General features: G+C 71.9%; 20 protein-coding genes. 12 read left to right on the top strand and 8 right to left on the bottom strand.

Annotated features, from left to right (window positions below):
• Window positions 1–34: 34 nt before the first annotated feature.
• Window positions 35–3385 carry a BTAD domain-containing putative transcriptional regulator gene (locus ACZ5GT_RS31360; protein ID WP_469032947.1) on the top strand — a complete coding sequence of 1117 codons (3351 nt, stop codon included), beginning with the start codon at window positions 35–37 and terminating at the stop codon, window positions 3383–3385.
• Here the strand turns inward: ACZ5GT_RS31360 and ACZ5GT_RS31355 are convergent.
• From ACZ5GT_RS31355 to ACZ5GT_RS31340, 4 genes are all read right to left on the bottom strand, one after another.
• Window positions 3366–3992 carry a hypothetical protein gene (locus tag ACZ5GT_RS31355; RefSeq protein WP_469032942.1) on the bottom strand — a complete coding sequence of 209 codons (627 nt, stop codon included), beginning with the start codon at window positions 3990–3992 and terminating at the stop codon, window positions 3366–3368. The two genes, ACZ5GT_RS31360 and ACZ5GT_RS31355, sit on opposite strands and share 20 nt — an antisense overlap.
• A gap of 88 nt (window positions 3993–4080) precedes the next feature.
• Window positions 4081–5928 (bottom strand): serine/threonine-protein kinase, encoded by a 1848-nt coding sequence (locus tag ACZ5GT_RS31350; protein WP_469032940.1) that lies wholly within the window; start codon window positions 5926–5928, stop codon window positions 4081–4083.
• Window positions 5929–6398: 470 nt separating this feature from the next.
• A complete protein-coding gene (locus ACZ5GT_RS31345) occupies window positions 6399–6881 on the bottom strand; it encodes an SHOCT domain-containing protein (RefSeq protein ID WP_469032937.1) in 483 nt (160 codons plus the stop codon).
• On the bottom strand, window positions 6878–8251 hold the full coding sequence (locus tag ACZ5GT_RS31340) for an FAD-dependent oxidoreductase (RefSeq protein ID WP_469032935.1): 1374 nt from the start codon (window positions 8249–8251) through the stop codon (window positions 6878–6880). The genes ACZ5GT_RS31345 and ACZ5GT_RS31340 overlap by 4 nt, the downstream gene beginning before the upstream one ends.
• A gap of 301 nt (window positions 8252–8552) precedes the next feature.
• Between ACZ5GT_RS31340 and ACZ5GT_RS31335 the strand changes: the two genes are divergently transcribed.
• The gene (locus ACZ5GT_RS31335; RefSeq protein ID WP_469032933.1) at window positions 8553–8720 is read left to right on the top strand and encodes a hypothetical protein; all 168 of its coding nucleotides are present in this window, start codon (window positions 8553–8555) and stop codon (window positions 8718–8720) included.
• Between the two features lie 103 nt (window positions 8721–8823).
• Here ACZ5GT_RS31335 and ACZ5GT_RS31330 read toward each other — a convergent pair whose 3' ends face one another.
• Entirely contained in the window at window positions 8824–9480 is a 657-nt protein-coding gene (locus ACZ5GT_RS31330; protein ID WP_469033010.1) for a pirin family protein, read from the bottom strand.
• A gap of 89 nt (window positions 9481–9569) precedes the next feature.
• Between ACZ5GT_RS31330 and fasR the strand changes: the two genes are divergently transcribed.
• The 5 genes from fasR to fabF all read left to right on the top strand — a co-directional run bounded on the left by fasR (window position 9570) and on the right by fabF (window position 14622).
• A complete protein-coding gene (gene fasR / locus ACZ5GT_RS31325) occupies window positions 9570–10775 on the top strand; it encodes a fatty acid biosynthesis transcriptional regulator FasR (protein ID WP_469032931.1) in 1206 nt (401 codons plus the stop codon).
• An 89-nt stretch (window positions 10776–10864) separates the two neighbouring features.
• The gene (locus ACZ5GT_RS31320; protein ID WP_469032929.1) at window positions 10865–11785 is read left to right on the top strand and encodes an ACP S-malonyltransferase; all 921 of its coding nucleotides are present in this window, start codon (window positions 10865–10867) and stop codon (window positions 11783–11785) included.
• A gap of 15 nt (window positions 11786–11800) precedes the next feature.
• Window positions 11801–12832, top strand: a complete 1032-nt coding sequence (locus ACZ5GT_RS31315; protein ID WP_469032925.1) for a beta-ketoacyl-ACP synthase 3 — start codon at window positions 11801–11803, stop codon at window positions 12830–12832.
• Window positions 12833–12935: 103 nt separating this feature from the next.
• Window positions 12936–13184: an acyl carrier protein gene (locus ACZ5GT_RS31310; RefSeq protein ID WP_043500565.1), complete on the top strand. Its 249-nt coding sequence runs from the start codon at window positions 12936–12938 to the stop codon at window positions 13182–13184.
• A gap of 166 nt (window positions 13185–13350) precedes the next feature.
• Window positions 13351–14622, top strand: coding sequence for a beta-ketoacyl-ACP synthase II (fabF, locus tag ACZ5GT_RS31305; RefSeq protein WP_469032923.1), 1272 nt, complete (start codon window positions 13351–13353; stop codon window positions 14620–14622).
• A 104-nt stretch (window positions 14623–14726) separates the two neighbouring features.
• On the opposite strand, the gene ACZ5GT_RS31300 is transcribed toward fabF, so the two are convergent.
• Window positions 14727–15221: a DUF3145 domain-containing protein gene (locus tag ACZ5GT_RS31300; RefSeq protein WP_324789764.1), complete on the bottom strand. Its 495-nt coding sequence runs from the start codon at window positions 15219–15221 to the stop codon at window positions 14727–14729.
• A 259-nt stretch (window positions 15222–15480) separates the two neighbouring features.
• Here ACZ5GT_RS31300 and ACZ5GT_RS31295 point away from each other — a divergent pair, with 259 nt between their 5' ends.
• Window positions 15481–16380 carry an SGNH/GDSL hydrolase family protein gene (locus tag ACZ5GT_RS31295; protein ID WP_469032919.1) on the top strand — a complete coding sequence of 300 codons (900 nt, stop codon included), beginning with the start codon at window positions 15481–15483 and terminating at the stop codon, window positions 16378–16380.
• Between the two features lie 154 nt (window positions 16381–16534).
• Complete coding sequence (locus ACZ5GT_RS31290) at window positions 16535–17506, top strand: aldose epimerase family protein (RefSeq protein WP_469032916.1); 972 nt, start codon at window positions 16535–16537, stop codon at window positions 17504–17506.
• Between the two features lie 17 nt (window positions 17507–17523).
• Here the strand turns inward: ACZ5GT_RS31290 and ACZ5GT_RS31285 are convergent, their stop codons facing one another.
• Complete coding sequence (locus tag ACZ5GT_RS31285) at window positions 17524–19359, bottom strand: copper resistance CopC/CopD family protein (protein WP_469032914.1); 1836 nt, start codon at window positions 19357–19359, stop codon at window positions 17524–17526.
• The gene (locus tag ACZ5GT_RS31280) at window positions 19353–20138 is read right to left on the bottom strand and encodes a YcnI family copper-binding membrane protein (RefSeq protein ID WP_469032912.1); all 786 of its coding nucleotides are present in this window, start codon (window positions 20136–20138) and stop codon (window positions 19353–19355) included. Before ACZ5GT_RS31280 ends, ACZ5GT_RS31285 begins: the two co-directional genes overlap by 7 nt.
• Before the next feature lie 228 nt (window positions 20139–20366).
• On the opposite strand from ACZ5GT_RS31280, the gene ACZ5GT_RS31275 reads away from it, so the two are divergent.
• The 3 genes from ACZ5GT_RS31275 (at window position 20367) to ACZ5GT_RS31265 (ending at window position 23898) form a co-directional block, all read left to right on the top strand.
• A complete protein-coding gene (locus tag ACZ5GT_RS31275; protein WP_469032908.1) occupies window positions 20367–21443 on the top strand; it encodes a multicopper oxidase family protein in 1077 nt (358 codons plus the stop codon).
• Window positions 21444–21501: 58 nt separating this feature from the next.
• Window positions 21502–22956: a multicopper oxidase domain-containing protein gene (locus ACZ5GT_RS31270; protein ID WP_469032905.1), complete on the top strand. Its 1455-nt coding sequence runs from the start codon at window positions 21502–21504 to the stop codon at window positions 22954–22956.
• 159 nt (window positions 22957–23115) lie between these two features.
• Complete coding sequence (locus tag ACZ5GT_RS31265) at window positions 23116–23898, top strand: helix-turn-helix transcriptional regulator (protein WP_469032902.1); 783 nt, start codon at window positions 23116–23118, stop codon at window positions 23896–23898.
• Window positions 23899–24013 lie beyond the last annotated feature (115 nt).

Genomic DNA, 24013 nt, shown 5'->3' with positions numbered 1-24013 from the left:
GGGCGAAGTGAGGGCCACGTTCCAGGACCAAGTCGTGGATCTGGGAGGGCTTCGGCAGCGGGCGGTGCTGGCCCTGCTGCTGGTGGCGCGGGGCGGGATCGTCACCAGTGACCGGCTGGTCGACGGGGTGTGGGGCGGGGCGCCGCCGCCGAGGGCGCAAGGCGCGCTGCACGCGTACGTCTCGCGTCTGCGACGCCGGCTCGAACCCGGACGGGAGGCCAGGTCCCGCAGCGGCTTCATCGTCAGTGAGGGCTCTGGCTACGTTTTGCGGATACCGGACGAAGCAGTCGACGCGTGGCGCTTCGAACAGTCACTCCAGCGTGCCGCCACGCTCACTGATCCGACCGAGGTGGTGCCGGTCCTCGAAGGCGGACTGGCGCTGTGGCGAGGTCCGGCGTTCGCCGAGTACTCGGCAGAGCTGTGGGCCCGAGGGGAGACCGCACGGCTGGCGGAGTTGCGCGAGGTGGCACGTGAGCGGCTGCTCGCCGCACGTCTGGAACGTGGTGAGGACGCGGTCCTCGTGCCGGAGATCGAGGCGCTGATCGGGCAGGATCCCCTGCGTGAGGAACGCTGGCGGCTGCTCGCCCTCGCCCTCTACCGTTCGCACCGTCAGGGCGACGCGCTGAGCGCGTTGCGGCGCGCCAGACAGATCCTTGCCGAGGAACTCGGCACCGATCCCGGCTTCGCTCTGCGCACCCTGGAAGCCGACGTTCTCGCGCAGTCACCCGCGCTCGACCGGCCGTCACCTGCCGGATTACCGCACCGGGAGGCACCGGCGACGCACCCGGACGGGACGCGGATACGGCCGGCCGGGGCAACCCGGCCGGCTTCCCCGGACACGGACGTACTGGTGGACCGGGATCGGCAGCTGGCCGAGCTGGGCGACTGCCTGGCCGGCGCGCTGAAGGGCAGGGCCGGCATAGTCCTCGTGGAGGGCCCCGCCGGCATCGGCAAGAGCCGCCTGCTCGCCGAGGTTCGCCGACTGGCCGCCGAACAGGAGGTGCTGACGCTGACCGCACGCGGCAGTCAGCGGGAGAAGGACTACGGATACGGCGCCGTGCGCCAACTCCTCGAACGCCTGGTCATCAGACGCGGCGGCGAACTGATGACCGGAGCCGCCGCCGCGTCCACCGCGGTCTTCGACCCCGACGCAGCCGACCACGGCCACCAGCCCGAGAGCTACGCGGTCCTGAACGGCCTCCACCATCTGGCCCTCAGGCTCGCCGCCGAACGCCCCCTTCTCCTGGCCATCGACGACCTGCAATGGTGCGACACCGGCTCGCTCCGCTTCCTGGCCCATCTCGCGGGCCGCCTGGAAGGACTACCCGTCCTCATCGCCGTCACCCTGCGCACCGGCGAACCCCACCATGACGGTGAGCTGCTGGCCGAACTGGCCGACAACGCCGCGGTCCTGCGGATCCATCCCACTCCGCTCACGCCGGCAGGCGTCGCCGATGTGGTCCGCAACGCACTGGGCGAGCCCCCTGACGCGGCGTTCGCCGCCGCCTGTCACCGGGCCACGTCCGGCAACCCCTTGCTGCTGCGCCAGTTGGTGCGGGCACTCCAGTCACGCGGGATCCGGCCCGAGGCGGCCCAGGCCGGCACCGTCATCTCCGTAGGATCCCGGGCCGTCTCCCATCTGGTCCTCAGCCGCCTGGCCCGGCTGCCCGCCAACGCTACGGCCGCGGCCCAGACGGTCGCCGTCCTCGGTGACGGAGCGACGCTGCCCGACGTCGCCGCCGTCATGGCAGTGTCCGAGAACGAGGCGGCGGACGCCATCGCGCCCCTGGTCCGCGCCGAGATCATCCGCGACCACTACCCGTTCGGCTTCGTTCACCCCCTCGTGGGAGACGCCGTCTACCGGGACCTGCCGCCCGGCGAACGGCAACTGCGCCACGAGCGCGCCGCCCGCATCCTGCACGCCGCGGCCTCACCCCCCGAGCAGACCGCGGCCCACCTGCTGCTCACGCCCCACCGCAGCGATCCCTGGGTAGTCGACGTGCTGCGCACAGCCGCCAGGGAAGCCGCGGCCCGCGGCGCCGCCGACGCCACCGCCACCTACCTCACCCGCGCTCTGCGGGAGCCGCCCAGCCCCGCCCGAAAGCCCGAGGTGCTCCTTGAACTCGGCCGCGCCGAGACCCTCGGCAACGGTCCCGCCGCGGTGGAACACCTGCGTCAGGCTTACGAGACGCTGACCGACCCGGCCCGCCGGGCCGCCGCGGCACTTCTCCTCTCCCGGATCCTGGTCTTCGCGGGCAGGCAGGGGCAGGCCACCGAGTTCGCCCAGCGTGCCGTGGCCCGGCTGCCGGCCGAGCTGACGGACGAGCGGCAGGGCCTGCTGGCGCTGGAGCGGATGAGTGCCTTCATGCACGGCCTGGACCGGCAGCCGTGGCGCAGTCCGCGGGATCCCGTCATCGACGGCGACGGATCCGGCGCCCGGATGCTCGCCGCCTACCTGTCCTGGGAAGCGGCCCAGGACGGGAGCGGACGCAGCGGGGCCGTCGCGCTCGCCCGCTTCGCGGTCGCCGACCGCGTACTGCTGGACGCCGGGGAAGAGCTGCTCTGGTACGCCGCCACCATCGTCCTGCACCTGGCGGACGAGGAGGTCGGAGAGCTGTGGGGCGCGGCACTGACCCGTGCCGACGAGCGCGGCTCGCTGTTCTCCGTGCTGTCGACCCACATGTGGCGGGGTTTCACACAGTGGGACCAGGGAGATCTCCGCGGGGCGCTGAAGTCCCTGACGGCCTCCGTGGAGCAGCACCAGGCCTGGGGCCTCGCACCCGGTGCCTCACGAGGCTGGGACTTCTTGACGGGAGTCCTGCTGGATCTGGGCGACACCGCCGGCGCCCGCGCGTGCCTGGAACGGATGCACGGCTTGGTCAGGGATGCAGAGGACACCCTCCTCGCCGGAGAGACCCAGGCCAGGGTGCTCATCGCGGAAGGGCGTTACGACGAGGCGCTCACCAGCCTGGACGCCGCCCGGCATCTGCGGCCGTCCGTGGTCAACCATGCCTGGTGGCCGTGGGCGCCGCTGCGCGTCCAGGCGCTGGCCGGTGTCGGCGAACGGACCGAGGCGGAGACGCTCGCCAGGGAACAACTCGCGCTGGCCCGTGCATGGGGCGCGCCGAGCATGGTGGGACGGACCTTGCGGATGCTCGGAGAGCTGCGCGGCGCCCACGGCGTATCCGAACTCCGGGAGGCGGTGGCGTTGCTCGCGCCCGGCCCCGCCCGTCTCGAGCATGCCCGCGCCCTGTACTCCCTGGCGGTCCACGGCCCGTCCCACGAGGCCGAAGCCGCCTTGTGCCAGGCGTACCCCATCGCTGAGCGCTGCGAGGCGGCCGGCCTCCTCCAGTCGATCGGCGACCTCATGGGCAGGCGTAGGTGAAGGTGGCCGACGCGTCCGCCGGGTCGGGCGAAAGGACCTCCAGGGTGGCGGTGGCCCGCACGGTCCCGTGGCCGTCGAAGGTCCAGCGCAGTACGACGTCCGTCCGGTGCGCGTTCCGGGCGACCCGCTGCCGGAGAATGCCGGAAACCGTGCCGTCGCTGCGCTTCCAGCGGTAGTTCACCGTGCCCGCACGGCCGTTGGTGCGCAGGGTGCCGATGACTGTGGCGGTGCCGTCGCAGGCCGGGCCCGCGGAATCGGTGTGGACGGTGGCTCCGGTCACGGTGAGCGCGGGTGCGTACCGCTGCCAGGCGAGACAGGCCGCCACCGCGATCAGTACGGCCGCCGGCAACAGCCGGCCGCCGAGGACGCCCCTGCGCGGCCGCCGTCCGTGGGGGACGTTCCCCGGCCTCGTGTCCGGGGACACGGTGCCGTGCCAGACGCTCGCCACCCGGTCGTCGGTGGTGTCCGTCGGGGCGGGGACTCCGGGGCCGAAGCGGTGCGCCTCCTCCGGCCCCGGTGCGACGGCTTCCGGAAGGTGGAGCGTGGCGGCGACGCCGGCGGAAGTCGGTCGCACGGTGCCGACGTCACCGGAACGCGGAAGACGCACGGTGTGCTCCTCGGGGCCGGCCCGAGGCGGATCCTGAGGTGTCGGCATCCGGCATCCTCTCCTTCGTACGGCGTGGAACCCCGGGCCCTCAGCGGGCCGGGTTGCAACTGGAGGGCGCTGGGACGGTCACGAAGGCGCCGTTGCCGGAATCGGCGGCCGGGCTGGTCGAGACCTTGACGCCGAGGTAGGGCAGGCGCTGCGGGGTGATGAACGTGTGGGTGTATCTGCCGGAGACCTGTGCCTGCCCCGCGGGAAGAGGGACCGGGTCGGTGGCGACCACCGTCCCGACCGCCCTGGCGGAGGAACTGGTGAACCAGATCAGGCTGAGCGTGCCGTCGGCGGCCCCGTCGGTCTGTACGGTCACTGAAGCCACCATGGCGCACGCGGAGCCCAGCGGCCCGCTCGCGTCGATCGTCACGGAGACGACATGGAGCCCCGACGCCGGGGTGGTGGACGGCTCGGTGCTGCCCCCGCTCGTGCCGCTCCCCGTGCCCCCCGAGGTGCCACCCCCGGTGGAGCCGGAGCCGGAGCCGGACGAGTCGCCGCCACCCCCGCTCGACGAACCACCGGGAGAGTCGTCCTGACCCGCGGTGCTGTCCGTGCCCGGCGGTGCCTCGTCCCCGGCTGAAGGCCCGTCAGCCGCCTCCTGCGCCGGAACGGACCCACTGGGCGGTCCGGTGGTCGACGGCTCGGCGCTCGCGGCTGTGGTGGCCGATCCACTGCTGGACGGGGAACCCGTCGTCGGGGCGCCTGTCGTCGGAGAGCCCGACGCCGCCACCGGCCGGTGGCTGCCCACGGCGACCGCGGTCACCGCGATCCCGCCCAGCAGCAGTGCGCCGGTCGCCACCCCGGCCAGAGCCTTCCCCCTGCGGTTCAGCGGCAGGCGGCTGCGTATGCCCCGTCCGGGGCCGGGGCCGGGGCCGGGGCCGGGGCCGGGGCTGGTGCTGGGGCTGGTGCCGGGGCCGAGGTCGGTGGTGGCCAGCGCCGTGGTGCCCGAGGCGCCGCCGGGCTCCGCAAAGGGAAACAGCAGGGGCAGCAGGGCCGCCAGTGCGGCGAGTCTGCGCTGTCCGCGTTCCTCCCAGTCCTCACCGTAAGCCGCTGCCGCCACGGCTTCGAGTTCGGCGACGAAGTCCGCAGCGCTCGCCGGACGTTCCCCGGGTGTCTTGGCGAGACCCCTGCAGATCAACGGGCGCACCCGCTCGGGGGCGAGTGCGTCCGGGACGGGCGCCTCCATGTGCTGCATCGCCAGCTCCATGACGGTCTCGCCGGCGTACGGCTTGGCGCCGGTGAGGCACTCGAAGAACGTGGCGGTCGCCGCGTACACATCCGTCGCCGGACTCGCCGGCCCGCCGGTCCACTGCTCGGGCGCCATGTACACGGGGGTGCCGGCCGAGTCGCCGGCTTCACCACTGGGCACGGCGATCCCGAAGTCCACCAACTTGGACGTCCCGTCCGCGGCGATCAGGACGTTGTCGGGCTTGTAGTCCCGGTGCACCACCCCCGCCGCATGGGCGGCGGCAAGGCCGAGCAGCGATCCCTTGAGCACGGCGAGTGCCGCCTCGGGCTCGGTGGCGCCCTCCTGCTCGAGCAGCGCGCGGAGCGGAATGCCGTCCACCAGCTCCATGACGATCGCAGCACCAGAGGATGTCTCCACGTACTGGTAGAACTCGACCACATGTGGGGACCGAAAGGTGCCCAGCAGCCTGGCCTCGGCGCGGAATCCGGCCAGGAACGCGCTGTCGCCGCGCAGCCGTTCCGAGAGGTACTTGATCGCCACCGGTGACCCGGTCTCGTCATGCCTGGCGAGAATCACCCGGCCGCTCGCTCCCGAACCCAGCTCCCTCGACGGCGTGTATCCGGGAACCGCCCACTTGTCCGCGCCGGACCCGTCGGATGCGGGGAAGACCTGCGGCCCGGTCATGCGGCGCGTCTGCATTTCTTCTGTCCTCGCTCTCTTGGATCTGCCTGAGTCGCCTTCCGCGCGCTTCATCCGCGTCCCGTCCTGCGACTCGCTTGCCCGCGGCCTCTCGAGCCGGGCGAGGGCAGTCCGGCGAGGCGCAAGGCCGAGCGTCGGCCGATCAGCACGAACCACCAGAAGGCGCAGACTCCGGTGAAGACCGCGCCCTGCGTGATCCACACCCATGCGGCGGTGCCCGCAGGGCATTCGGGTACGTCCACCTCGGAGACGTACGGCCCGCCCGAGACGCAATTGTCGGTGCTCACCGTCCTGTAGAGGCCGTACGCGAAGACGGCCAGGGACGCCAGCATTACGAATGCGGCGACAGTGCGCCAAAATATTTTCATTCCCGAAAGATACCGTAACCCTGCCTTATTCGGCCCTTTTCTTGCCGCATTCCGATCGAGCATCAGGAAAAGCCGTTCACTTCGGCCCAGCTGCGGGTGACATCAGAGCTCGCCCAGGATTCTCGCCCTGGCCTGCTCGAATTCCGCGGGTGTCAGGGCTCCTGAATCCAGCAGCACCTGCAGCCGTTCGAGCCTCGCGAGCGGATCGCCGGCCGGTGCCGGCGACTCGCCCGTGGAGCCCTGGTGGAGCGACAGGATGCGGATCACGCCCGCAGCCTGCTCGGGCGGGACGGCGTACGGGCGGGCGGGGCGAGGTCCGGCGACTCCGTCGTCCGGCGCGGGCGGGGCCGCGCCGCCCCGGAGACCCGCCCCGAGCAGAAATACGCCCAGGATTCCGGTGATCAAAGAAATCGGCAGCGTGAATGCCCACTTCGCGGTGCCCGCGGGGCATTCACGCTTTGATACGTAAACCCCACCCGACGAACAATTACCGGCGCGCGCCAGTTGGTAGAAACTGTACGCGGCGACCGCCAGGGAAACGAGGAGCAAAAAGCCGCCGGCACCGGCGCGCAGAAAAGATTTCATGATCCCGGACCCCCTGAAAAGCGCAGCTTGCGGTCGGGTGACAAACGTCGGCGTCCCGCCCACAGAGCACGGGAGACGACACCGGGGGAGAAGAGCTTCGTCGACGGTGCCATCAGGTTGGCGACACTGAGGAACGCGTATGCCGGCTTCGCATGCTTCTCCGCGGCTTGATGGACCCTGGCCACGTAGCCGTTCAGGAGACGGACCTTCGCGCTGCGCGGTCCCTCCACCTCCGGGTAGCGCAGGTCCGCGCCGACCGCGATGTCCCACGGTACGTCGATCAACTGCGCCGCCCTGGCGAAGAAGCGCCGCGGCAGATGCTGTCGTCCTTCCGCAAGGCATTCCCGCAGTGCGACGGCCTCGGTGGCGGCAACGGTCATGCCCTGTCCGTAAGTAGGAGTGAAGCTGCAGATGGCGTCGGCGAAGGCGAGGAAGCCCTCCGGCAGCCTGGTGAGTCGCTCGTACCGGCGGCGTACGCTGGCGGGCAGGCGCATCCTGAGTGGCGCGGTGATCGGTTCGGCCTTGCTGACCAGGTCGTAGATCTCGTCACTGGCAAGCGATTTGGCGAACGTCAGATACCCGTCGGCATCCGTCGGAGGGGCTTCGTCACCGACACCTATCAGCGTGACCGCCCAGCGGTCACCGTCTGTCGCGAGGGCGACCCCGCCGCGCCGCGACTCCGGCCAGGGGGCGACGAGAACGCCCACGAAGTCGGTGTCTCCCGCGACCCGCCGGTACTGCCTCGAGACGTAGGTCATGCCGGAGTCGATCCGGTCCTCGGCGGGCTTCTCGTAACCGATCGCGGCCAGCCAGGCCGGACCCCGATTCCCCCTGCCGGTGGCGTCGACGACGAGATCCGCTTCGATCAACTGTTCCTGTGACCGGTGGCCCTCCACAGGCATGACCGACACACCGGTGACCCTGACACGATCTGCCGAGGTCAACAGGCCGAGCGCCGTGTGTCGTTCCTTGATCTCGATGTTGGGAACGGCCGCGATCCTGCGGCGTGTGTACGACTCCAGCATCGGCCGGCTCACGGACAGGCCCTTGAGGTCGGACGCGGACCGCTGCAGCCGGCGTCCGTCGTTGACCCAGATGAAGTCGCGCTGGATGTCCAGCGGAGTTCCGCCACAGGCCGTCAGATCGGCGGTGAAGCGAGGAAAGAGCTGTTCGAACACCTCGCAGCCGCGAGCCAGCAGCCCATGACTGTGCGCCGCCTGCGGGACCCCCCGGCGGCTGTCGGCCAGGGTCGGAAGCGCATCGCGATCGACAATGGTGACCTTCTCGTAGAACTCGCTCAGCACGCGGGCGGCGAGCATGCCGCCGATGCTGCCGCCGATGACGACCGCGTGCCCCAACCGTCGTGTCACAAACAGTCCCTTCGGCGCTGATGGGTTCCGGTGGACAGGCCCCCCGGCCGAGCCCACTCTCCCCCGCCGCCTTGCGCATGACTTGCACCCGAGTCAGCCGGCCGGCGGCCCGCGGCCTGCCGCTGTCCCCGGCCGATGCAAGACCGGTGCAAGGCGTGTGCCGGATCTTCGGTGACGAGCAGCGAGGGACCGTGCGCACCGGCGCCGGAGAGCATTTCGCCGGTCCCTTTCCGCACCTGCGCCTCGAGCGACCGGGCCCGCCCCGGACGCTCGTGGACCACCTTCTGGCTTTGGGAGAACCATGCGAATACGCACGATCATCGCCGCCTTGTCGGGCGTCCTGGCCTTCGCCGCGCTCGGGGCCACGGCAGCACACGCGGCCGGAAGCGACGACAGCACCACGGTCAGCTCGGCGACGCACAACCCGCCCGGGTATGCCGTACCGCCGGATCCGTACTTCGCGTCGTGAACTGAACAGCGACCGCAGTTCTTGCTTCGCCCCGTCGGGTGTCACCCGGCGGGGCGAAGTGCTGTCAGGTGGCTGGTGCACGCTGACCGCCTTCGGTGCCCGCTCAGCTCCCCGCCATCTCCCACACCAGCACCTCGGCCCGTGTCACCCCGACCGCTTCCAGGTCCTCGGCGTCCGTGATGCGAGCCGCGTCGCCCGGGCCGAGGTCCTCGTCGGCGAGGCGGATCTCGCCGCGCACCACGTGTACGTAGACGTGCGCGCCGTCCGGGAGGGCCGTGCGCTCGCCCGGTGCCAGGCGGCGTACGTGGAGCATGGCGGCCGCGTCCGGGACGGCGTAGGGGGTGGAGTCGGCGATGCCGTGGACGATGTCGTACGAGGGGTCGCCGCCCGGGTCCCGGGGGGTCAGCCACATCTGTACGAAGGTGAGCGGTACGGGGCCGTCGTTGCGTTCGACGTGGCGGACGCCGGCGGCGGCGCTCAGGTGCTGGACGTCGCCGGGGCGGACCAGGGTCTCCCGGCCCGTGGAGTCACGGTGCGTCAGTTCGCCGTCGACGACCCACGTCACGATCTCGGTGTGGCTGTGCGGGTGCTCGTCGAACCCGGCGCCGGGGGCGAGCCGTTCCTCGTTGCAGGCGATCAGCGCGCCGAAGCGCAGGTTGTCGGGGTCGTAGTGCGGGCCGAAGGAGAAGGCGTGCCGCGACTCGATGCCGGCCGCCGGGTCGCCCCCTGGGTAGCGCTCCGCAGCGCGCCGTACGTGAATCACGCCCCCACGGTAGCCCCGCTCGCCCGGCGGACCGACCCGCACCCCGCCAGTACCTGCGGCCGTACCGATAAGGCAGTCTTGTCCCCGTGCCCGAACCCGTAACCGGTAAGAACGAAGCCGCAGTGCCCGCCGTCCACCCGCACTCCGCGACCCTGAAGCGACTGGAGAAGTCCTCCGGGAGTCTCGCCGCGCAGGCCATCGCGCGGATGGACGAGACGCTGCCGTGGTACCGGGCGATGCCTCCGGAGAACCGTTCCTGGATCGGGCTGGTGGCCCAGGCGGGCATCGCGGCGTTCACCGAGTGGTTCCGGCGCCCCGACGCGCCGCAGGCGATCTCCACCGACGTGTTCGGGACCGCGCCGCGCGAGCTGACTCGGGCCATCACGCTGCGGCAGACCGTGGAGATGGTGCGCACCACCATCGAGGTCATGGAGAGCGCGATCGACGAGGTCGCCGCGCCCGGCGACGAGAGCGTGCTGCGCGAGGCGCTGCTGGTGTACGCGCGGGAGATCGCCTTCGCGACCGCCCAGGTGTACGCCCAGGCCGCCGAGGCACGCGGTGCCTGGGACGCCCGGCTGGAGTCGCTGGTCGTCAACGCCGTGCTGAGCGGGGAGGCCGACGAGGGGGCCGTGAGCAGGGCCGCCGCGCTCGGCTGGAACTCGCCCGAGCATGTGTGCGTGGTGCTGGGGACCGCCCCTGACGGGGACTCGGAGCTGACGGTGGAGGCCATCCGGCGGGCCGCCCGGCACGCCAAGCTGCAGGTGCTGACGGGGGTGCTGGGCGAACGGCTGGTCGTCATCGCCGGCGGCAGCGACAATCCGCTCGCCGTCGCGAAGTCGCTGATCGGGCCGTATGCGGCCGGTCCCGTGGTGGCCGGTCCGGTGGTGCCGGACCTGCAGGCGGCGACCCGGTCCGCCCAGGCCGCGGCGGCGGGGCTCAAGGCGTGTTCCGCGTGGCAGGACGCGCCGCGCCCGGTGCTGGCGGACGATCTCCTTCCGGAGCGCGCGATCGCCGGAGACCCCAGCGCGCGGGAGCAGTTGGTGGAGGAGATCTACAGACCGCTGGAGGAGGCCGGCTCGGCGCTCCTGGAGACGCTCTCCGTGTATCTGGAACAGGCGAGCAGCCTGGAAGGCGCCGCGCGGATGCTGTTCGTTCACCCCAACACCGTGCGCTACCGGCTCCGACGTGTGACTGATGTCACCGGATGGTCGCCTTCCGACGTACGATCGGCGTTCACACTGCGCATCGCCCTGATCCTGGGGCGTCTGGCCGATGGAGACACCCCCTCCTAGAGTTTTGTCGGGGATCCACAAATCCCCTTGCTGTTCTTCGTCCTTGTCCCCACGGGCGGTCGCGGCCGTCCACAAGAGAGAGTGTGAGAGTGCTCGTACTCGTCGCTCCCGGCCAGGGTGCCCAGACGCCCGGCTTCCTGACTCCCTGGCTCGAACTCCCCGGTGCCGCCGACCGCGTCGCCGCCTGGTCGGACGCCATCGGGCTGGACCTCGCCCACTACGGCACCCAGGCCGACGCCGAGGCGATCCGCGACACCGCCGTGGCCCAGCCGCTGCTGGTCGCCGCCGGAATCCTGTCCGCCGCGGCACTGGGTGACATCACCGAGGTCGCACCGGGCGCGGTCGCGGGCCACAGCGTCGGTGAGATCACCGCCGCCGCCTTCGCGGGCGTCCTCGACGACACCGCGGCGCTGACGCTGGTACGCCGGCGGGGTCTGGCGATGGCCGAGGCCGCCGCCGTCACCGCGACCGGGATGTCGGCGCTGCTCGGCGGCGACCCGGAGGTCTCGGTCGCGCACCTGGAGAAGCTGGGCCTGACCCCGGCGAACGTCAACGGCGCCGGCCAGATCGTCGCCGCGGGCACGCTGGAGCAGCTCGCCGCGCTGAACGAGGACAAGCCCGAGGGCGTCCGCAAGATCGTTCCTCTCAAGGTCGCCGGGGCCTTCCACACGCACCACATGGCGCCCGCGGTCGACAGCCTGGCCGAGGCCGCCAAGGAGCTCTCGCCCGCGGACCCGAAGGTCGCCTACGTCTCCAACCGGGACGGGCGGACCGTCGAGTCCGGCTCGGAGGTGCTGGAGCGGCTGGTCGGCCAGGTCGCCAACCCGGTGCGCTGGGACCTGTGCATGGAGACGTTCAAGGAGCTCGGCGTCACCGCGCTGCTGGAGGTGTGCCCCGGCGGCACGCTGACCGGCCTCGCCAAGCGCGCCCTGCCGGGTGTGAAGACGCTGGCCCTGAAGACCCCCGACGACCTCGACGCTGCTCGCGAGCTCATCGCAGAGCACGCCTGACAAGGAGCCCGGAGCATGTCGAAGATCAAGCCGAGCAAGGGCGCCCCGTACGCGCGCATCCTCGGGGTGGGCGGCTACCGTCCGACCCGGGTGGTGCCGAACGAGGTGATCCTGGAGAAGATCGACTCGTCCGACGAGTGGATCCGCTCGCGCTCCGGCATCGAGACCCGGCACTGGGCCAACGACGAGGAGACCGTCTCCGCGATGTCCGTGGAGGCGTCCGGCAAGGCGATCGCCGACGCCGGGATCACCGCCGAGCAGATCGGCGCGGTCGTCGTGTCGACCGTCTCGCACTTCCACCAGACCCCGGCCATCGCCACCGAGATCGCCGACAAGCTCGGCACGAACAAGGCCGCCGCCTTCGACATCTCGGCCGGCTGCGCGGGCTTCGGCTACGGCCTCACCCTCGCCAAGGGCATGATCGTCGAGGGCTCGGCGGAGTACGTGCTGGTCATCGGCGTGGAGCGGTTGTCCGACCTGACCGACCTGGAGGACCGGGCCACGGCCTTCCTGTTCGGTGACGGCGCGGGCGCGGTCGTCGTGGGCCCCTCCGAAGAGCCGCACATCGGTCCGACGGTGTGGGGTTCCGAGGGGGACAAGGCCGACACGATCAAGCAGACCGTGTCCTGGGACCGTTTCCGGGTCGGCGACGTGTCCCGGCTGCCCCTCGACAGCGAGGGCAACGTCAAGTTCCCTGCGATCACGCAGGAGGGCCAGGCGGTGTTCCGCTGGGCCGTGTTCGAGATGGCGAAGGTCGCCCAGCAGGCGCTGGAAGCGGCCGGGATCACCGCGGACGACCTGGACGTCTTCATTCCCCACCAGGCCAACGAGCGGATCATCGACTCGATGGTGAAGACGCTGAAACTGCCGGCGCACGTCACGGTCGCCCGCGACGTGCGCACCACCGGCAACACCTCGGCCGCCTCGATTCCGCTCGCGATGGAGCGGCTTCTGGCGACCGGTGAGGCGAAGAGCGGCGACACCGCGCTCGTCATCGGCTTCGGGGCGGGTCTCGTCTACGCCGCGACTGTCGTTACCCTCCCCTAGGCACTCCGTGCCGGATCACCTCCGATCCGACGCGGGACCAGCAACACCTGCCGCTGACGCGGCGCACGCCAACCCTCTGAATCACTACGAAGGAGCGCCTGACATGGCCGCCACTCAGGAAGAGATCGTCGCCGGTCTCGCCGACATCGTGAACGAGATCGCCGGCATCCCGGTCGAGGACGTCCAGCTGGACAAGTCCTTCACCGACGACCTGGACGTCGACTCGCTGTCCATGGTCGAGGTCGTCGTCGCCGCCGAGGAGCGCTTCGACGTCAAGATCCCCGACGAGGACGTGAAGAACCTCAAGACGGTCGGCGACGCGACCGAGTACATCCTCAAGCACCAGGCCTGAGCCACCCGCCAGGGCCTGTCGCTCGGATCAGGCCGGCTGTGAGGCGCGGCGCCTCATGGCCGACGCCGGGACGATCCGAACGACAGGGCCTGGGGCCCGGTTGCCTGCCCCGCCACCCGGCGGTGGCGCCGTACGAATCCTCGTATCCGTTGGAGAAAGAATTCCCGTGAGCCCGACCAACCGCACCGTGGTCGTCACCGGTATCGGCGCAACCACACCGCTGGGTGGCGACGCAGCCTCGACCTGGGAGGGTCTGGTCGCCGGTCGTTCCGGCGTCAAGCCCCTGGAGCAGGAATGGGCCGCCGAACAGGCGGTCCGCATCGCGGCGCCGGTCGCCGTGGAACCCACCGAGGTCATCCCCCGGCCGCAGGCCCGCCGCCTGGACCGCTCGGCGCAGTTCGCGCTGGTCGCCGCCAAGGAGGCGTGGGCCGACGCCGGCTTCGAAGCCAAGGCCGGCGAGGACCCGAACGTCGACCCGGACCGGCTCGGCGCCGTCATCGCCTCCGGCATCGGCGGCGTGACGACCCTCCTCGACCAGTACGACGTGCTGAAGGAGAAGGGCGTCCGCCGCGTCTCCCCGCACACCGTCCCCATGCTGATGCCGAACGGCCCCTCGGCGAACGTGGGCCTGGCCGTGGGCGCCCGTGCGGGCGTGCACACGCCGGTGTCCGCCTGCGCGTCGGGCGCCGAGGCCATCGGCTACGCCATCGAGATGATCCGCACGGGCCGCGCCGACGTCGTCGTCGCGGGCGGCACGGAGGCGGCGATCCACCCGCTGCCGATCGCCGCGTTCGGCAACATGATGGCGATGTCCAAGAACAACGACGACCCGCAGGGCGCCTCGCGTCCCTACGACGTCGCCCGCGACGGCTTCGTGCTCGGCGAGGGCGCCGGCGTGATCGTCCTGGAGTCCGCGGAGCACGCCGCCAAGCGCGGCGCCCGGGTGTACGCCGAGGCGGTCGGCCAGGGCATCTCCGCCGACAGCCACGACATCGTGCAGCCGGAGCCCGAGGGCCGCGGCATCTCGCACGCCCTGCAGAACCTGCTGGACCGCACCGACCTGGTGCCGGCCGAGATCGTGCACGTCAACGCGCACGCCACGTCGACGCCGGCCGGTGACATCGCCGAGCTGAAGGCGCTGCGGAAGGTGTTCGGCGACGACGCGGACCACATGGCGGTCTCCGCCACGAAGTCGATGACCGGTCACCTGCTCGGTGGCGCGGGCGGTGTGGAGTCCGTGGCGACGATCCTCGCCCTGTACCACCGGGTGGCCCCGCCGACCATCAACGTCGAGAACCTCGACCCGGAGGCGGAGGCCAACGCCGACATCGTCCGCGGCGAGGCCCGCAAGCTGCCCGTGGAGGGCCGTATCGCCGCGCTGAACGACTCGTTCGGCTTCGGCGGGCACAACGTGGTGCTGGCGTTCCGTACGGTCTGACAGGCGCCGCCAGAAGCATCGAGGGCCCCCACCTGCCGGTGGGGGCCCTTCGCGTGAGCGGCGTGAGAGAGAAGCGTGGGACCGGGAGGCGGCGCGGCAGGTGGTCAGACGACCTGGTGCAGCCAGCGCACCGGTGCTCCCTCGCCCGCGTACCGGAACGGCTCGAGCTCGTCGTCCCAGGGCTTGCCCAGGAGTCTGGCGATCTCCGCCTCCAGGTCCGTCTCGCCGTCCCGGGAGCGGGTCAGGGCGGCGCGCAGGCGGTCCTCGGGGATGAGGATGTCGCCGTGGATGCCGGTGACGGCGTGGAAGATGCCGAGGTCGGGGGTGCAGCTGTAGCGCTCGCCCTCGGCGGTCGGGCAGGGCTCGGCGGTCACCTCGAAGCGGAGCATCTGCCAGCCGCGCAGCGCGGAGGCCAGCTTGGACGCGGTGCCCGGCTGGCCCTGCCAGGAGAACTCCGAGCGCCAGGTGCCCGGCGCGGCGGGCTGCCGGATCCAGTCGAGGCTGACGCGCGTGCCGAGCACCCCGGCGACGGCCCACTCGACGTGCGGGCACATCGCGCGCGGCGCGGAGTGCACGTACAGAACTCCACGTGTCGTCACCGGGACCTCCGGGCAGAGCGGGACATCTTGCGAACTTGCGGACGGCCGTGGCCGGGCGGGCCACGTTGATGGCGAGGCTACCGTGCGACGGCGCGAGGAGTGTGACGTACCGTCGGAGCCGGTGCCGGGAAACGTCCGCCATTCACCCGGCAGGACGCTTGTACGGGTGCCGGTGGCCGCACCGGGTGGAGGCCGGGAACCCGCGCGCGTTGTCATGGAGGGGGACTTTTCTGACGTCGACCGAGGGGATCAGCAGCGGATGCGGAAGCCCGGCCACCGGTCACGGACCGTGCTCGCCGCCGTGACGGCGGCCGTCCTCGGCGTCGCCGGGTGCGACGCCGTCGGTGGCGGCTCCGCCGGGCAGGACGGGACGAAGGCGCGGGCCGCGAAGCCGTCCGCGCGGCCGGCGCCGGTGTGGGACGTCAGCCCCGCCTCGGTCGCGGCCGTCGGCGACTCCATCACGCGCGGTTTCGACGCCTGCGCGGTGCTGACCGACTGCCCGGAGGTGTCGTGGGCTACCGGCACCAGTCCGCAGGTGGACAGTCTGGCGGTGCGGCTGCTGGGGAAGGCGAAGGCGGCCGAGCGCAGCTGGAACTACGCGGTGACCGGGGCGCGGATGGCGGACCTGCCCGGGCAGGTGGCGCGGGCGGTGACGCGCAGGCCGCAGTTGGTGACGGTGATGGCGGGCGCCAACGACGCCTGCCGGGCCTCGACCGACGCGATGACGCCGGTGGCCGACTTCCGCGCCGACTTCGAGCAGGCGATGGTCACGCTGCGCAGGTCCCTGCCGAAGGCGCAGGTGTACGTGTCGAGCGTGCCGGACCTGAAGCGGCTGTGGTCCCAGGGGCGCACCAACGCGCTGGGCAAGCAGATCTGGAAGCTGGGCCTGTGCCCGTCGATGCTGGGCGACGCGGACGCGCTGGACTCGGCGGCGACGCTGCGCCGGGACACGGTGCAGAAGCGGGTGGAGGCGTACAACGCGGTGCTCGGGGAGGTGTGCGCGAAGGACCGCCGCTGCCGCTTCGACGGGGGCGCGGTGTACGCGTACCGGTTCGGCACCGGCCAGCTGAGCCACTGGGACTGGTTCCACCCGAGCGTGGACGGGCAGGCCCGGCTGGCGGAGATCGCCTACCGGACGGTCACGGCGAAGAAGCCGTGACCCGGCGCCCCGGCACCGGGCGCTCTGCCGGATGTGCCGCGTTGTGCCGTCAGGCGGCTGCGGCGCCGTCGTGGCGGGCCGCGCAGTTCCCCGCGCCCCTTCGGGGCGCCACCTGGCCGCGGCGGGATTCGCCCGGCCGCTTAGGATTCCGCTCATGAGTGAACACTTCGGCACACTTTCCGACGGCACACCGGTGCACCGCTGGACCCTGGAGCGGTCGGGCATACGGGTGCGGGTGCTGTCGTACGGCGGGATCGTGCAGTCGGTGGAGGTCCCGGACCGGGACGGGCGCGCCGGGAACGTGGTGCTGGGGTTCGCCGGTCTGGACGGCTACCTCGCGCACCCGGAGCCGTACCTCGGCGCTCTGATCGGGCGCTACGCCAACCGGATCGCGGGCGGCCGCTTCACGCTGGACGGGGTGACGTACGAGCTCGCGCTCAACCCCCCGCCGAACTCGCTGCACGGCGGCGAGCGCGGCTTCGACAAGCACGTGTGGGACGTCGTGCCGGTGGAGCACGGGGTGCGGCTGAGCCGGGTCAGTCCGGACGGCGAGGAGGGCTTCCCGGGCCGGCTGGAGGTCTCCGCGACGTACGCCCTGGACGCGTCCGGCGCGCTGCGGATCGCGTACGAGGCGGTGACGGACGCGCCGACCGTGGTGAACCTGACCAACCACAGTTACTTCGACCTCGGCGGCTCGGGATACGCGGGCGATCACGAACTGCGGGTCGCCGCCTCCCGCTTCACGCCCGTCGACGAGCACCTGATCCCCGCCGGGCCGCCGCGCGAGGTGGCCGGCACCCGCTTCGACTTCCGGCGGGCGCGCGAGATCGGCTCCGGTTACGACGTCAACTTCGCGCTCGACGGCGGGGTGACCGAGGCCGCCCGGGAGGTCGCCGAGCTGTACGACCCGGTGTCCGGGCGGGTGCTGACCGTCTCCACCACCGAGCCCGGTCTCCAGGTGTACGCCGCGGACCACCTGGGCGAGCCCTTCTCCCCCGGCGCGGGCGTCGCGCTGGAGACCCAGCACTTCCCGGACTCCCCCAACCGCCCGGACTTCCCGACGACGGTGCTGCGGCCGGGCGAGGTGTTCCGTTCCGAGACGGTGTACGGGTTCGGGGTGCGCTGAGGTCCCCCACGGGCCCGCTACGGGGCGGCCGCGGTGCCGATGTCGTCGAAGACGACGGTGGCCGCGTCGGTGTCGGAGGTGCGCACCGTCACCGCCAGCCGCCAGTCCCCGGGCGGGGACAGCCGGACGATGCCGGACCAGTGCCCGGGGCCGGCCGCGTGGAGTTCCGTCGGCAGGGGGCCGAGGGCCGGCGCCGACAGCGACCAGGCCGCCGTGACCTCCTCCGCCCGTACGGGCTCGCCGGCGGGATCCGAGAGCCGCAGGTCCACCTCGGCTCCGCCGTCGGCCCGCCGGGCCACCCGGACGGAGACCGTGCCGCGGCCGTCGGGGCTCCCGGTGTCGTAGCCGGCCGACATCCGTACCCGCGAGGGGACGGACGACGCCGCGGTGGCCGGTGTGTCCGCACCGTGCGGCGGGGCCGAACCGGACAGAAGAGTCGACAAGGTGAGCACCACGGCGCCGATGGCGGTCTCGACGGCCAGCGTCCGCCGCATGCCGCGCAGCGCCTGTTCCGCCGGGCGGGCGTTCTCCCCCGTGGCGTGCGTACGGGTCCAGCGGCGCGCGAGGCGGGCCGTCGTCAGCAGGAGCAGGACGGTCAGCACCTTGGCGACGAGCAGCCGCCCGTAGTCGCTGGTCAGCAGTTGCCCCGGGGCGCCCAGCCGGCGCTGCGCCTGCAGCACGCCCGTCACCACCAGGATCGCGACGCACCAGCCCGCGGCCGTCGAGAAGCGGCGCGTCGCCGCGGCGAGCGACTCCGGCCGCTCCCGCCGGGCGAACAGGCGGATCAGGGCCACCAGCCCGCCGAGCCACAGCCCCATGGCCAGCAGATGCAGCACGTCAGCGGTCAGCCCCAGGAGGACGTGGCGCCCGGTGGCCGCGTGGCCGGCCTCGCCGTAGGTGACGGCCACGGCGGCCAGGGCGGCCGTCACCGGGAGCGCCCGGCGCGGGACGGTCCGCCAGGAGGTCACGGGACGCGGCAGGTTCCGGGACACCGTCACCAGCAGGAGACCGGTGAGCAGGGTCCGGGCGGCCGTCGTCAGGCCCGGCCGGCCCGTCAGCGCGGGGCGGAGCAGTGCGGGATCCAGCAGGGCGCCCGGCCCCGCCCCGGCCGCGTACGGCCCCTGGGCGGCCAGCCCGGCGCACGCGGAGGCGATGACGACCAGCCCGCCGTTCACGGCCAGCCGTCGCAGCAGGCCGCGGCCGGTGCCGTCGGGGACCAGCAACAGCATGCCGATCGCCCCGGTGAGCAGTGCCAGACCCGCGTACCCCACCCCGCGTGCGACGGCCACCGCCGCCCCGAGCAGGGGGTCGGAGTCCCGGTCCGCGCCCGCCGGAGGGCCCGGCGGCCGGTTCGCCCCGGCCCCGTCCGTCCGGCCGACGGTGAAGGTGAAGGCGCCGTGGACGGGGTGCGAGTCCGCGGACACGGCCCGCCAGGAGACCACGTACGTGCCGTCCGGGACACCTGACTCGAGGGGGACGGTGAGGGCGCCGGGCCGGTCCGGCACGGCGGCGGTGTGCCCGGTGTCGGCCCGGCTGCCGTCCGGGCCCAGCACACGCAGCCCGTCGCCGGTGACCTCGACCGCCTCGCTGAACCGCAGGGTCACCGCCCGCGGCGCCCGGTCGAGGGCCGCCCCGGCCGCCGGGGTCGTGGCGAGGAGTTCGGCGTGGGCCCGGGCCGGTGCGGCGGCCGTCAGCAGCAGGACGAGCCCCACGGCCGCGGCGGCCAGGGCGCGCATCAGCACGGGCAGTTCGGACGGCGGGCGCAGCAGCCCCGTCCGCTCGCGCCGCCCCGGCCGGCCGGTTCGCCGGACGACCGGTACGGCCGGGACCGCCGCTGTCCGGGAGTTCACCATCCCCGCGGTCCAGGGGACCTCTTCGCGGCGCGCCGGCGCGCCGCGACCGCCACGAGGAGACCCGCCAGGCCGGCTGCGGCTCCGGCACCGCCCAGCACGCGCGCGGTGACGTCCGCGGAGCCGCCGTCCCCGGACGCGGCGACGGGGGCGGAGACGTTCGGCGCGTCCGTGCCGGCCTCGCCGCTTGCCGCCCCGGAGGGCTCGCGCGTGGCCGACGCCTCGTCAGCGTCGGTGCCCGCGGCGGGGGTCAGCGCGAGGACGGGCGCGGGGTGTTCCGGCTCCGTCCCGTTCGCGGCGGGCTGCTCGATCCAGCGGACGACTTCCCCGTCGTCGTAGGTCTGCAGCGCTTTGAAGACCATCTGCTCGCCGTGCTCGGGCAGCGGGCCGAGGGAGACGTCGAACTCCTGGAACTCGCCGGGGCCGATCCTTCCGCCGGTCCAGACGATCCGGGAGACGGCCTCGCCGGTCTTCTTCCCGTCGTCGACGAGCGGCTGGTCCAGGTGCCGTTTCTCGGTCCTGACGGTCCATCCGGGGACGGGCCGGACGGACACGGAGGCGAGCGGCCGGCCGGCCGGCAGGACCACCTCCACCTTGGTCGTGGCGGCGTCGGGGCGCTCGTCGGGCACCCGGAAGGTGAGCCTCGCCCAGCTCCCCGCCTCGGCGCTCTGCGGATCGATGCCGACGTGGGCGGCGGCCGCGCCCGCCGTGCCCAGCAGGACCACTCCCGCGGTCACACAGGTCAGGGCGGTCAGGGCGGCTCGGGATCGGGTGGGACGCATGGGCCTTCTCCGTTCGATGGGTACCGGCCGCAATATTTACCATAATTAACAGATCAACTTTGGCGGCCCTCAATACCTGAGTGGATACACCTGACCAGGGGTTATTTGAAGCCGACGGGAGATATATGGGGCGAAACGGCGCACCGTGTGATGTGCGCAACATGTCCAGCCGTAAATTTCTCTGATAAAAACCATTCCATCATCCGAACCAGCCCGAGGAAGGCCAGCATGTTGAGGACAAAGGCGCTGGTCGGCGCCGTCTCCTTCGCGGTCGCGGTCGCCGTCCCGTGGTGGTCCGTCTCCGCGGAGACCTCCTCCGCCCCCGCCAGACCGGCCGTCGACACGGCCGCGGCGGACCACGGCGGCGCCGCTCACGACGGCTCGTCCACCACCTCCACCGGCGGGGACACCACGGCCACGGACACCCAGCAGCACGACTGGAAGTCCATGGACAAGGAGATGGCCGAGCGCGACAAGTCGTTCCCCGCCAAGACGGCGGGCAAGGGCGCACAGCTCATCAAGCCCGAGATCCTGAAGGACGGGACCAAGCGGTTCACGCTCACCGCCAAGCCGGTGAAGTGGGAGGTCGAGCCCGGCAAGACCGTCGACGCCATGTCGTACAACGGCATGGTCCCCGGCCCCACCATCCACGTCGACGTCGGCGACAAGGTCGAGGTCGTCCTGAAGAACCAGCTACCGGAATCCACGGTGATCCACTGGCACGGGATCCCCATCGACAACGCCATGGACGGCGTCGCCGACATCACCCAGGACCCGGTGGTCCCGGGTGGCTCCTTCACCTACAAGATCAAGGCCGAGCGCGAGTCCGTCGGCTGGTACCACTCCCACCACAACGGCACCGAGCAGGTGACCAACGGCCTGTGGGGCGCCTTCCTGATCGGGAACGTGCCGTTGCCGGACCGCACGAAGGTCGCCCAGGAGATACCGATCGAGCTGCAGGACTCCGGCAGCATCGGACTGACCCTGAACGGCAAGTCGTTCCCCGCGACCGAACCCGTGCGCGTCCGCAAGGGCGACTCGGTCCTCATCCACTACGTCAACGCGGGCACCATGGCGCACCCGATGCACCTGCACGGACTCGACCAACTGGTCGTCGCCAAGGACGGATTCCCGCTGAAGAACCCCTACAAGGCGGACACCGTCCTGGTCGCCCCGGGTGAGCGTTACAGCGTGCTGGTCAACGCGAACCGGCCCGGCAAGTGGGCCTTCCACTGCCACATCTTCCCGCACTCCGAAGGCAAGACCGGCATGTTCGGCATGTTCACCGAGATGATCGTGAGCTGACGACCCGGCCGGCGTCTCCCCCCTGCCCTCCCCGCCTCCTCGAGACTGGAGTAACGCCGTGTCAGTCAGCACGGACCCCCCTCGGACCACCCCCGATCCCCAGAAGAGACCACAGATACTGCAGCGGGCCCTCACCCCCTTGGTGCCCGTGATCGGCGCCACGCTGGCGCTGGGCCTCGTCATCGGCCTGGCTCTGGTCGGCATCTTCCAGCCGCAGTCGTCGTCCGCCGCGACCGCGCCCGCCGGCGGCGCCAGCGCCGTGCCCGCGGCGGCGCCCGGCGCGGGCAAGACCATGACCTTCGACATCGAACTCGGCGACCTCTACGTCAAGCCGTCCTCGATCGAGGTCGACGCCGGCGCGAAGGTCAAGCTCAACGTCGTCAACAAGGGCGCCATGGACCACACCCTCGCCCTCACCGGCGAGGACACCCCGCTGATCAAGCCGGGCGCCGCCACCACCATGAACTGGGGCCCGATCAACGAGCCGACCCAGGCGTGGTGCACCGTCGAGGGCCACAAGGCCGCCGGCATGCTGCTCGACATCAAGGTGAAGGGCGTGGCCGCCGCCGATTCCGGCGCCGGCGCCGTCACCAAGGCCGACCCGAACGCCGGCAACGCCAAGATCGACGCGAACGCCGCGCCGTCCGCCGACTGGAAGGCCGTCGACCCGACGGTCCGTCCGGCCGACGGTCAGCGGGTCCATCAGGTCGACCTGCACGTGCGGGAGAAGAAGGCCGAGGTGGCGCCCGGGGTGACGCAGACCCTGTGGACCTACAACGGCACCGCGCCCGGCCCGACGCTGCGCGGCAAGGTCGGTGACACCTTCCGGGTCAGGCTGACCAACGACGGTTCGATGAACCACTCCATCGACTTCCACGCCTCCAAGGTGGCGCCGAACGTCCAGATGCGGCCCATCAAGCCGGGCGAGTCCCTGATCTACGAGTTCAAGGCGGACTACGCGGGCATCTTCACCTACCACTGCGGCGCCGCACCGATGATCCACCACATGGGCAACGGCATGTTCGGCGCCGTGATCGTCGACCCGCCGAACCTGCGGAAGGTGGACAAGGAGATCGCCCTGGTCCAGTCCGAGCTGTACCTCGGCCCGCAGGGCAAGGCGTCCGACCTCACCAAGATGATGGCCGGCACCAACGACGGGGTCGTCTTCAACGGCTACTACAACCAGTACGTCCACCAGCCGGTGAAGGTGAAGGTCGGCGACCGGGTCCGCGTCTGGGTGGACAACGCCGCCATCAACGAGCCCCTCGCGTTCCACACCGTCGGCCTGATCTTCGACACCGTGTGGAAGGAGGGCGAATACCTGCTGAAGCCGGGCAGCCCGGACAAGGGCGGTTCGCAGACGCTGGACCTGTCGACCACCCAGGGCGGTTTCGTCGAGTTCACCGTCGACAAGGCAGGCACCTACACCTTCGTCAACCACATCATGAAGGACCTCTCCCGCGGTGCGGCGGGCCTGCTCGTGGCGGGCGACGCCCCGGCGGAGGCCCACTGACCATCCCGAACAGGCGCCCGGCGCACGCGTATCGCGTGTGCCGGGCGCCGGCGCGTCCGCCCTCGCCGAAACCCGTCGCGACCCTCCCCTCCCTTGTTACGCTGGAGAAGAATTTCTCAGACCAATTACATTTCCACGATTCTTTCGGACGTTGATGCCATGGCTCCCGTTCAGCCATCCGACAGTCACCCCGGTCCCGCGGGCGGCGCCTCCCGGACGGCCATCCTCGAAGCCCTGCGTCACGCGGAGGGTCCGCTCACCGTGCAGCAGCTCGCCGAGGGCCTGGGGCTGCACGCCAACACGGTGCGCTTCCACCTGACCCGGCTCACGAAGGACGGCCAGGTCCGTGAGGGGCGTGCCGGCCTCGGCGGTCCCGGCCGCCCCAAGCTCACCTACGAGGCCACCACCGGGAGGACGACCGGCTCCACCGGGACGGCCGAGCGGGAGGGCAACGGCTACCGGCTCCTCGCCCAGATCCTGGCCGGCTATCTGGCCGCGACCTCCGACAGCCCGTCGAGGGACGCCGTCGCGGCAGGGCAGGAATGGGGCCGTCATCTGACCGAGCGCCCGGCCCCGTTCTCGTCCATCTCCGCGGAAGACGCCTTCGACAAGATCACCGCTCTGATGGACGGCCTCGGTTTCGAGACCGAACGGAGCGACGACCCGCCCCTGCTGCGGGTCCACCGCTGTCCCTTCCGCTCGGTCGCGGCGGAGCGCCCGGACGTGGCGTGCTCGGTGCATCTCGGCCTGATGCGCGGCGCCCTTCAAGAGATGGGCGCCCCCCTGCACCCCGCCGACCTCAAGGTCTCCCACTCCCCCGGCACACCCTGCCTCGCCTTGTTCGAACGCACCGGCAGGGCCGCGCCCGGCACCACGCCGTCCCAGCCCCTGCAGCCCCGCATCGGCGAACCGGAGACGGTCACACCGCCGAACGGCGAGTAGGCGTCACGGGGCCCGGGGGGGGGGGGGGGGGGGGGGGGGGGGGGGGAGGGGGGGGGGGGGGGGGGGGGGGAGGGGGGGGGGGGGAGGGGGAGAACGAGAAGAGAGGGGGGAGGGG

Source organism: Streptomyces sp. NPDC031340, assembly GCF_055569945.1.
Note: the sequence above shows the minus strand (reverse complement) of the source record. Positions and strands in the feature narration are given on the sequence as shown.

What these genes read in the sequence shown, in the direction of transcription:
- ACZ5GT_RS31350 (WP_469032940.1), bottom strand. Translation starts at nt 5,928, where the DNA reads ATGCAGACGCGCCGCATGACCGGGCCGCAGGTCTTCCCCGCATCCGAC.
- ACZ5GT_RS31345 (WP_469032937.1), bottom strand. Translation starts at nt 6,881, where the DNA reads ATGAAATCTTTTCTGCGCGCCGGTGCCGGCGGCTTTTTGCTCCTCGTT.
- ACZ5GT_RS31335 (WP_469032933.1), top strand. Translation starts at nt 8,553, where the DNA reads ATGCGAATACGCACGATCATCGCCGCCTTGTCGGGCGTCCTGGCCTTC.
- ACZ5GT_RS31315 (WP_469032925.1), top strand. Translation starts at nt 11,801, where the DNA reads ATGTCGAAGATCAAGCCGAGCAAGGGCGCCCCGTACGCGCGCATCCTC.
- ACZ5GT_RS31310 (WP_043500565.1), top strand. Translation starts at nt 12,936, where the DNA reads ATGGCCGCCACTCAGGAAGAGATCGTCGCCGGTCTCGCCGACATCGTG.
- ACZ5GT_RS31295 (WP_469032919.1), top strand. Translation starts at nt 15,481, where the DNA reads ATGCGGAAGCCCGGCCACCGGTCACGGACCGTGCTCGCCGCCGTGACG.
- ACZ5GT_RS31290 (WP_469032916.1), top strand. Translation starts at nt 16,535, where the DNA reads ATGAGTGAACACTTCGGCACACTTTCCGACGGCACACCGGTGCACCGC.
- ACZ5GT_RS31285 (WP_469032914.1), bottom strand. Translation starts at nt 19,359, where the DNA reads ATGGTGAACTCCCGGACAGCGGCGGTCCCGGCCGTACCGGTCGTCCGG.
- ACZ5GT_RS31280 (WP_469032912.1), bottom strand. Translation starts at nt 20,138, where the DNA reads ATGCGTCCCACCCGATCCCGAGCCGCCCTGACCGCCCTGACCTGTGTG.
- ACZ5GT_RS31275 (WP_469032908.1), top strand. Translation starts at nt 20,367, where the DNA reads ATGTTGAGGACAAAGGCGCTGGTCGGCGCCGTCTCCTTCGCGGTCGCG.
- ACZ5GT_RS31265 (WP_469032902.1), top strand. Translation starts at nt 23,116, where the DNA reads ATGGCTCCCGTTCAGCCATCCGACAGTCACCCCGGTCCCGCGGGCGGC.